Annotated in this window: 8 protein-coding genes and 2 pseudogenes; 6 read left to right on the top strand and 4 right to left on the bottom strand. The window is 67.2% G+C overall.

The window, feature by feature from the left end; all coding sequences use genetic code 11:
* A pseudogene (locus G6038_RS18015) lies at nt 1–451 on the top strand (protein kinase); the annotation flags it as partial.
* A gap of 604 nt (nt 452–1,055) precedes the next feature.
* Here G6038_RS18015 and G6038_RS18010 read toward each other — a convergent pair.
* From G6038_RS18010 to G6038_RS18000, 3 genes are all read right to left on the bottom strand, one after another.
* Nucleotides 1,056–1,421: a hypothetical protein gene (locus G6038_RS18010; RefSeq protein WP_165039171.1), complete on the bottom strand. Its 366-nt coding sequence runs from the start codon at nt 1,419–1,421 to the stop codon at nt 1,056–1,058.
* A gap of 157 nt (nt 1,422–1,578) precedes the next feature.
* Complete coding sequence (locus G6038_RS18005) at nt 1,579–1,794, bottom strand: heavy-metal-associated domain-containing protein (RefSeq protein ID WP_165039170.1); 216 nt, start codon at nt 1,792–1,794, stop codon at nt 1,579–1,581.
* Nucleotides 1,791–2,246, bottom strand: a complete 456-nt coding sequence (locus G6038_RS18000) for a nuclear transport factor 2 family protein (RefSeq protein WP_165039169.1) — start codon at nt 2,244–2,246, stop codon at nt 1,791–1,793. Before G6038_RS18000 ends, G6038_RS18005 begins: the two co-directional genes overlap by 4 nt.
* Nucleotides 2,247–2,335: 89 nt before the next feature.
* Here G6038_RS18000 and G6038_RS17995 point away from each other — a divergent pair, with 89 nt between their 5' ends.
* Nucleotides 2,336–2,938, top strand: a complete 603-nt coding sequence (locus G6038_RS17995) for a TetR/AcrR family transcriptional regulator (protein ID WP_165039168.1) — start codon at nt 2,336–2,338, stop codon at nt 2,936–2,938.
* 593 nt (nt 2,939–3,531) lie between these two features.
* Here the strand turns inward: G6038_RS17995 and G6038_RS17990 are convergent.
* Nucleotides 3,532–3,675, bottom strand: a pseudogene (locus G6038_RS17990) (DUF1214 domain-containing protein); the annotation flags it as partial.
* A 1,345-nt stretch (nt 3,676–5,020) separates the two neighbouring features.
* Between G6038_RS17990 and G6038_RS17985 the strand changes: the two are divergent.
* The 4 genes from G6038_RS17985 to G6038_RS17970 are packed head-to-tail and all read left to right on the top strand — an operon-like array spanning nt 5,021 to nt 9,450.
* The gene (locus tag G6038_RS17985; RefSeq protein WP_165039167.1) at nt 5,021–6,691 is read left to right on the top strand and encodes a thiamine pyrophosphate-binding protein; all 1,671 of its coding nucleotides are present in this window, start codon (nt 5,021–5,023) and stop codon (nt 6,689–6,691) included.
* 16 nt (nt 6,692–6,707) lie between these two features.
* Nucleotides 6,708–7,364: an SRPBCC family protein gene (locus G6038_RS17980; RefSeq protein ID WP_165039166.1), complete on the top strand. Its 657-nt coding sequence runs from the start codon at nt 6,708–6,710 to the stop codon at nt 7,362–7,364.
* A gap of 2 nt (nt 7,365–7,366) precedes the next feature.
* Nucleotides 7,367–8,422, top strand: coding sequence for a ketoacyl-ACP synthase III family protein (locus G6038_RS17975; protein WP_206025013.1), 1,056 nt, complete (start codon nt 7,367–7,369; stop codon nt 8,420–8,422).
* Nucleotides 8,419–9,450, top strand: a complete 1,032-nt coding sequence (locus G6038_RS17970) for an aminotransferase class I/II-fold pyridoxal phosphate-dependent enzyme (RefSeq protein WP_165039165.1) — start codon at nt 8,419–8,421, stop codon at nt 9,448–9,450. Before G6038_RS17975 ends, G6038_RS17970 begins: the two co-directional genes overlap by 4 nt.
* The last annotated feature ends 6 nt before the right edge of the window (nt 9,451–9,456 follow it).

Below are 9,456 nucleotides of genomic sequence, written 5' to 3'. Positions count from 1 at the left end.
CCCCCCACCCCCACCGATCGCCTATCTCCAGCGGCACCGGCCGGTGCACGGGATCGAGGCGATCACCGCCCAACTCGACGAGGCCGTCGCCATCTGGGCACTGCTCGACGACGGCACACCGGCGTCGACCGAGCTGGCCTGCACCTGGGCACAGGAATGGGTCGACATGCTCGCAGACACCGACCGGCCGCGGGCGCAACTGCAGGCACGACGGCTGCTGGTCAACGCCCTCGCCGCGGCCGGTCGCTCCGTCGAGGCCAAGAAGTTGCTCGCGACCATCACCGCCCAGTGCGCCGCACTCGGCATCGTGCGCTACCTGCTCGACGGCGGCTCGCACCTGATGGCGCTGCTCGAGGATCTGCGAATGGACCGGGAGGCCGGGCGGTGGCGAGACGACTGGCCCACGGTGCCCGACCAATTCTGGAACGCACTCCCCCCGACCGAACCATGACGTCCGACGCCATGCGCCGACTCGGCACCGGACTCTCGGTGACCGACAAACCGACACGGGCCCCACACCCGCCCCCAATGAGCACCCCAACCAATGCGCAAGGACAGGGGTCGGTTCGGCATTCGAGTGAGCAATAGGGCGGTCCGCCAGCGCAGTCGGACGGACACCCCTGCCGCGAAGGACCGCAACGCGGGCGCGCCGTCGCGGCGGGCACAGGTGATCCACTCCTGCACCTCGTGACCGTGTCGGCCGACCATGATCTCGGCGACATCCCGCACCAGCCGGCAGGTGGTGGCCAACGCGGGGCTGCGCGTGAGCAGGGCTTGTCGGCCGGTGCGGTCCTCGTCGGTGAGTCGATCGGGGTGACGGGTGAGCCATCCGGTGACCTGCCGGACGCTCGGCGCGGCGGGGCGCGGCGGCGCTGGGGTGGCCGCAGCGCGCAGCGGATGCACGAATCGTGCGACGGTCTTGGCGCTGCCGCGATATCCGAGTGCGGTGATCTCCCGCGTGAGCCGTGCGGCGTCGAGACACCCGGCGTCGATGCGTTCACGCAGGTAAGGCGCGTACTCGTCGAGAATGCTGCGACCCTGTCGCGCAGTGGAGATCAAAGCGTGGGCGTCGGAAGCGCGGGCGAAGCGGCGGACCCTCTTGGGATCCAGACCAGGATGCGCGAGACGTCGGAGAGTGTGCGTCCCTGGATGAGCAACTCGTGTACGGCAGCGTGGCGTTCGATGGTGCGTGTGACGATACGGTCCTCGACCGGGCCGATGCGCGGGGACGGCGTCATTCGGTTCGGTCCGACGACGGTGGTTTCGGTGGGGGTGTGCAGGTCGGCGCGGTGGCGAATGACGGTCTTCTCCACCGCCCCCACCAGGCCCAGCCACAGGTGCCACCGATCGGCGACCTGGATAGCTTTCGGGGCGCCGGTGCCGATGCCGTCGGCGTACGCGCCGGCCCGATCCCGGCACACGACACCACCTCGGCCTTGCCGATATCCAGGGCGGCGACCCGGGCGATGATGTGTTCCTCCTCGTGCGATTCCACCAGCATCGTGTCCTCCTCGCAGACGCGCACCGATTGATCGGGGCGTGGTCGCCCGTGGGGGTCACCGGATAGAGCGGAATCTATTAACCGGTCGCGGTGGTGAGTTCGTAGCCCGCTTCCTCAACTGCGGCGCGTACGTCCGCGACATTGAGGTCCCTGTTGCTGGTCACTGTGACCGTGCCGGTCTCGACGTCTACCGCCACGGCGAGGACACCAGCGATGCGTTCGATCTCCTCGGTGACGAAGCCCGCGCAATGTCCGCAGGCCATCCCGCTGACGGTGTATATGCACTCGGTCATGCCGACGGCTCCTGCTCCTCGACCAACCGCGGTGTCTGCTCCGCCAGGTCAGCGTCGGTGTCGGCGTCTGCGGGGACCGCGCGCGTGAGCATGTGTGCTTGGCGCATCCGCCCTTCAGGGGTGAACTGCCCGAAGAAGTAGACTTCGATGGCGAGCTCTCTCTTGCGGTTCTGCACGGACAAGGTGTATCGGGCGGCGATCCCGTCCCCATCTGCTAGTGCTTCATGCACCTCTATGCGGCTGGTGGGGCGGTTCTTGCGCACCGGACGGGTATGCGCGATGAGCTTGTCCCGGTCCATTCGATGTCCATCGGCGACTTGGACGATGTCCGGGGTGTGATAACGGTCGAAGATCAGCGCCGGGTCATCATCGCTGCGCAGCAACTCGTCAGTGAAGGAGGTGAAGAAGTCGGCGATGAACTGCTTCGGGTCGGTGCTGTCGAGGGTGTTCATGGTGCTCTCGCTACGCTCTAGGTCTCACACACGATCTTTGACAAGCTGTAATATATCCACCGCCAGGCAACTTTGACAAGGTGTAAGAGATGACTCGTTCCCAGGCCCGGAAGCGACGCGCCGACGCCCAACGCAGCAGGGCCTCGATCCTGGATGCGGCAATCGAAGTCCTCAACACCGAACCCGACGCCAGCGTTGAAGCTGTCGCCGCCACCGCGGGCGTGACTCGCCAGACGGTCTATGCCCACTTCCCCTCGCGGGAGCAGTTACTGGCTGCAGTGCTCGACTACCTCACCGACGAAGCCGTTGCCGCGATGGACGCCGCCGACCTCGACACCGGACCAGCAATGGACGCGCTGCTGCGCCTGCTCGAAGCGGGCAATCGGACGTTCGGGCGATATCCCGTCCTGCTCCAGAAGCTCAGTTCGCTGGCCGTGAGCCCGCACACCAATCATCAACGCCACGCGCCGGTCGCTGACCGGCTGAAGCGAATTATTCAGCGCGGCCAGAAGACCGGTGAATTCGACAACCAGCTATCTCCCGACTGGCTGGTCGCCGTCACCATCAAACTCGGTCACACCGCCAGCGAAGAAGTCGACGCCGGCCGGATGTCCGGCAACGAAGCCTCGGAAGCACTCCACACCAGCCTGCTACGCGTACTCCGTGCCGACACGACCAATCACACCCCGTAACCGAATTGGCCGAACTTCTCCGATACTTGGAGCATTGCTGATGCGGGTGCTCAAACTGTCCAGGGACAGGAGGGCGTGGCTCTGGCGGACTTTCCGTGTGCGCCGTGAGGCACTGTAATTCGAGTGGGTTCGAGTGGAGGGAGAGACCTTCACCGCTGGCATCGATGACGGAGATTGGACTTCCGGAGGTGATCGCGGGCGGCACGTGCGGAGCTGGCTACCGCGGTCGAGCAGGCTGCGGGTGCCGAGTTGCAGTTTCCGATGGAGGGTGTGGATCTGCAGTTCCAAGTGGCCGTTACATGTCCGGCGTCGTGGACACGTCCTGTGATGGTCTGAGCGGTGCTCGCCCAGGCGGCGCAGTCGATTCACATGACATGAACACGGTTCAGACCTGACATATCTTCCAGGGCGGGCCGGGGTCGGACCATACGGGGCGCGGCTGTTGTCGGACCCGGACGTGTTCGATGCCTGCCGCTCGGGCGGAATCCTTTTCCCAGCTTCGCTTCGAAAGTTTCGAAAGGGTGTTTCACTTCTTTCGAATGGAGAGAGCGGGACAATATAGCCGGGTAGAGATGACCCGCTTCCCGCCGACGCTACCCAACCGGTTCGATGTCCGGAAGCCTCCAGGTCTTGTCGAGCCACGGCTCCAACGGCCCGTAGAGACGGAACATCGCGAACCAGCCCTTGCCGGGCAGGGTCTGGATCCAGTTGTGGCCGTCGGCGGGCGGTTCGGGCCCGCCCAGCGGCCTGCCGCGGACAGTTCCGCGCACCGCGGCTCGTCGTCCATACCGCACTCCATCGCCGGGACCGCCCCAGCCCGAAGCGCATCGGCCTGCGTGCGGTACACCCACACGTCGAGGCGACCGGACCCGCTGTATCCCGGTGGGCCAGCGTCCACACCGCAGGCTCTCGCCTCGACTCGACCCTCCCGTCCGGGCGGTGAAGCATCGAAGAGACCACCGCCTGGACGAAGTCGGCTGTGCGCGCCATCGTACGTGCCCAGTGCCGCATCGCGGCGACGCGGGCGAACTGGCCGCCACGGCTGTGCGCCACGATCAGCGCGGGCCGACCGGCTTCGAGGACCAAACCCTCCAACGCCCGCAGCGCCCGACCCGTGGTCCGCTCCCCACAGTCGACACCGAAGCCGACCGGCGCCACGGTCAGGCGACAGCGCAGGAGGCCAAACCACTCCGAGAGGGGTTCGAGCAGCCACGGAGTGTCGAGCAGGCCACCGACCAGCAGGACAGGCAGTCCGCCCGCATCCGACGGTGGGGCCATGGCTCGGACCAGGTCGCGTGCCTGCCGCCGCCGCCGAAGGGCACATATCTCCTCGTACCGGGCACGTGCAGCGCGGTGGCGAGCCGGTCGGCCGCACTCCACAGATCAATCGCCATGCGATCACTCTTGTGTGGACGATCTCGGTTCCTCGACAGCGGAATCCCTCGAACTCGCCGGCCACCCACTCCAGCCGGGGACAACCCGCGCGAACTCGAGGTGGTCGGCCCAACATCGCGGTCCAGGATTTTCCCCGTCGCCGGTCATCGCGCCGACGCCGGAGGCTCTCTTACGCCAACCACTCGTGCCGGCGAGCTACACCCACCGACACACCGGGAGGAGAACACCGTGACCAAGAACGTGTGTCGCGCAGCGGCAGCCGCCCCCGAGGCGAACCATCCCCGTCGCGCTCGGCCCGTTTGCTCCCGCATCCACGCCGCTGCCCGGCGTGCCGGTCACGGGCACTGCACTGTCACGTCGAGCGCCCACGGCTCGGGACTCGACAGGTCAGGTCGTCGACTTCCCGATACCGCCACGCGCTGACATACGAGGGTGTGGAGATTTACACCCCGGGGTGCCTACTGAGGGCAGCAGAACCGGCACATTGTGGTAGGCGATCAGCTGCGCACCAGGCGGAGCGCGGCGATGCAGAGATTCCGGATAGGCCGGCGCTCCCGCACCTGACCTAAAACCCGAACGTGGGGGTCACCCAAGGGCACCCGCGACGGCGCCCCCGATCGGGTCCGACGTAACCACATCGGGAAGCGACAAGAAGCGTCGGGACCGGAGTCCCGGAAGGAGCACGGCATGGTAACGAGCGCTCGAAGTCACGGACGCGAACAGCGGCGGGTCGTCGACTACCTGGTCGACGCCGTGGCCGCGCTGGGCGTGCGCAACATCTTCGGGGTGGACGGCGCCAACATCGAGGACCTCTATGACGCGGTCTTCGATGCCGACGTGAACGTCACTGGGGTAGTGGCCAAGCACGAGTTCTCCGCGGCCACCATGGCTGACGGGTACGCACGCTCGACGAGCGGGCTCGGCGTTGTCGCCGCCACCTCGGGCGGTGGCGCGATGAACCTGGTCGCCGGGCTGGCCGAGTCCTACACCTCGCGGGTGCCGGTGCTGGCCCTGGTCGGTCAGCCACCGACCGCGTTGGAGGGCGAGGGGGCATTCCAGGATTCCAGCGGCCGGGCGGGTTCGATCGACGCGGCGCGGTTGTTCGTCGAGATCTCCCGCTACTGCGCGCGGGTCGAGCGGCCCGAGGACATCGCCGAGCACCTGGAGCGGGCGGTGTCCGCGGCGCTGTGCGGTGGGCCTGCGGTATTGCTGTTGCCCAAGGATGTTCAGCAGGCCACCGTTACGGGGCCCCGGTTCACCCCGCCGACCCGCCGGGTGGTTCGCGATCACGTCGGGCTGGCCCGGGTCGCCGAGATGGTCGCCGCGGCCCGGCGGACCGGCAAGATCGTGCTCGTCGTCGGCGATCAGGTGGCGCGCAACGATGCCCGCGCGCAGGTGCGGGCGTTGGCCGTCGCGTTGGACGCGGCGGTCGGGGTGACACCGGATGCGAAGGATTGCTACGCCGCCGAAGAGCATGGATTCTGCGGTGTGGCAGGCATAATGGGCCACGCCGAACTCGTCGACGCCGTGCAGCAGGCGGCGTTGTGCCTGCTGGTGGGCACACGGATGCCGATGACCGCACGAGCCGGGCTCGACGGTGCGCTGGCCGGAGTGCCGGTGGCCAGCATCGGCGCCGAACCACCCTATCCGCCCACGGTGCACGCGGTGAGCAGGGACCTCGGGTCGACACTGGCCGAGCTCACGGCGCTGTTCGACGTCGACGGCGTACCGGAACCGGCAGGCCCGCAGGCCCTGACGACGCTGGAGGTACCCGACTCCTCGGGTCCGGGGCTGCGCTACCGCGAGGCCGTGGAGGCGATCGCGGCGATGCTGCCGGCGGGAGCGGACGTGTTCGCCGACGCCGGGAACACGGGCGCATCGGTGGTGCATCATCTTTCGGTGCCCCGCGGCGGGCGGTTCGTGGTCGCCCTCGGGATGGGCGGCATGGGCTACAGTTTCGGCGCGGGGATCGGTTCGGCGTTCGCGCGGAACAGAAGGACGTTCGTGATCGCCGGGGATGGCGCGTTCTTCATGCACGGCCTGGAGATGCACACCGCGATCGAGCACGACCTGCCGGTGACTTTCATCGTGTTCAACAACAACGCGCACGCGATGTGCGTGACCCGCGAGCAACTGTTCTACCGCGACCGGTACAGCTTCAATCGATTCCGGCCGACCCTGCTCGGCGAGGGGATCGCAGCGATGTTCCCGACGCTGCCAGCATTCGCCGCGCGAAATGTCAACGAGCTGACCGACGCGCTCGCACGCAGCGTGGACACCGAAGGCCCATCATTCGTCTCGGTGGACTGCGATCCCGACGAGATACCACCGTTCCTGCCGTTCCTGACCCGACCCTGAATACAGGAGACAAATCATGACCATCAGCCTTCCCGCCCTGAGCGACATCGCCGAGGATGAGATCCCAGGCGTGCTGCGGATCGAGAATTCCGACAAGGATGCCACCACACCGATCATCGTGGACATGCTGCGGTCGGTGTACCCCCACGAGCAGGTGTTCGGCCGATTCTGCCCGGTCAGCGCCCACATCGCGGCACCGCCGCGTGAGGTGTACGAGTACCTTGCGGACACCCGGTGTCTGGAGGAATGGACCTACAGCCTGCGCGGGTTCACCGAGACCGACGAGCCCGGGCTGTGGCTCTCTTACGACCGGCTCGGCGACCAGACGAAATGCTATGTGCGCACCGTCGCGAACCCCGACGCGATGACGGTGGACTACCACTGCGCGTGGGACCAGGGCCAACACCTATGGATGATCTATCTGATGCGGGTGGTCGACGCGGAAGTGGTGCTGAACATCCCCGGATCGGTGGTGCTGTGGACCAACTGCCACCACCCCTTCTACGACGAGAACCCCTACCCGGAGACGGCGCCGGCGAACCGCCCGGTGTGGGTCGGCGACTTCTGGGACATGTTCTCCGCCGGACATCAGTTGGAGATGGACAACCTCAAGGCCATCTGCGAGTACCGCGCCACACACGGTCTACCGATCAAGCCGGAGTGGATGAAATGAGCATGACAGCGCACGCACCGATGACAGCGTCCCTGCCCGCGGTCAGCCTGATCGACGTCGCCAGCTATCTGCCGGAGAACCGGGTTCCCACCGAGTATTTCACCCAGTTCTCCCGCTCGGACCGGATGGCGAAGAACGTCATGTTCCGCGCGCCGAGGTATCGGCACCACGTGGCCCGTGACGAGACCGCGGTGGACATGGTGGAGCGGGCGGTCGCGCCGCTGATCGACAGGCACGGCCCGGACACGATTTCGAACGTGGATGTGCTGCTCACGCACACCCAACTGCCCGATAACCCGGTGCTCGGCTGCGGCCCGGAGGTCGCCCGACGATTGGGGCTGCGCCCGGACTGGGTGATCGACGTGCACAACGGCGGCTGCGCGTCGTTCGTGCACATGATGGCGCTCGCCCGGACCATCCTGCACAGCACCGACGCAACCACGGCATTGATCGCCACGACTCAGAACAGTGCGGGACAGGTCTTCACCCAGACCGAGATCCGCGGGTTGGCGCATGCCTCGGTCCCCGGCGACGGCTGCGGCGTCGGCCTGCTGACCAAATCCGACGACGCGCCGATCCTGGGCATCGAATGCCGCACCTATCCGGAGTTCGGCGGGGACATGACCTTCGAAGGAATTCCGATCTCCGATCGCAAATACTGGGAGCCAGGACTCGGCCAGGTCTGCGTGGGGTTCACCGAGTCCAAGATCACCAAGGTGTTCGCCCGCGGCAACCGGCTCGTTCCCGAGGTGGCGCTGGCAGTCTGCGATCGGATCGGGGTGCAGTCCGTCGACGTCGACACCTTCGTCACCAACCAACCCAACCGGCTGTTCCTGCGGAACTGGCGCGAGGCCATGCAGCTGACCCCGGAGCACCATCCGGACACCTTCGACGAGTGCGGAAACCTGTTCGGCGCCGGGATCCCGGTGACGCTGGACACCGCCAATCGGGACGGGCACATCGGCAACGGATCGCTGGTACTGCTGGCCGGATTCGCGCACGCCGGCGACTTCGCCGGTGCCGCGGCCGTCCGATGGGGAGCGGGGCCGACGCCATGACCGGCGAGATCACGGAGGCGACGACACCGTCGGCGGTGGGCAACCGGACCCGACCAGCGCGCCACTTCGAGCTCGGACTGAGCGAAAACCCGTTCCCACCGTTACCGTCGGTACTGGCGGCGCTGCACGAACAGATGGCCCGGGCGAACCGGTATCCGGAGTTTCTGCCGCAGCGGCTACCGCGGATCATCGCCGACCGGGTCGGTGTCGACCCGGCGCAAGTGGTGGTCGGCTCGGGCGCGACAGGGGTCGCGATGCAGATCATGCAGGCCGTGCTGGGCGACGGCGAAACCATGGCGTTCGCGACGCCCACGTTCGACGGCTACCCAATCATGGCCGACATGATGGGTGTGGAAGCGGTGACGGTGCCACTGGACCGGGCGGGCCGGCAAGACCTGGGGAACCTGGGCGAGGTCGTCGACGACCGGACCGGGCTGGTAGTAGTGTGCCGGCCGCACAATCCCACCGGCACCTTGGTCTCCGCGGCCGACTTGGAGGTGTTCCTGTCCTCGATTCCGCCGCGAGTGGTGGTGATCCTCGACGAGGCCTACGTCGAGTTCATCGACGCCGCCGACGCGGTCGACGTGCTCGACCTCATTCGACGCTACCCCAATGTAATTGTACTGAGGACGTTTTCGAAGGCGTTCGGGCTGGCCGGACTCCGCATCGGGTACGCATTCGGAGGACAGGAGTTGGTGGCGCGGGTGCGGCGCCGACAGCTGCCGTTCGGGATGAGTTGTGCGGCGGTGGCGGCGGTGACCGCCTCCTACGCGGCGGAGGACGAACTGCAAGCCCGGGTCGCGCGGATCACCGCCGAACGCGAGCTCCTGCGGGTGGCGTTGCGGCAGAACGGGGTACACGTTCCCCGTAGCCACGCCAACTTCCTCTACCTGAGGGGGCCGCACATCGCACCGGCGCTGCAACGCGCCGGCATCGTGGCCAAATTCTACACCGACGGCAGCGCCCGCATCGCGGTGGGCGACCCCGCCGCCGGCCGTGCGGTGCTGTGGGCACTGCGGACGATGTGAGGCCCG

Source organism: Rhodococcus sp. 14C212 (assembly GCF_011058195.1).
Classification (GTDB): Bacteria; Actinomycetota; Actinomycetes; order Mycobacteriales; family Mycobacteriaceae; genus Rhodococcus; species Rhodococcus aetherivorans.
The sequence above is the reverse complement of the archived record's forward strand: the minus strand, read 5'-3'. Positions and strand labels throughout refer to the sequence as shown.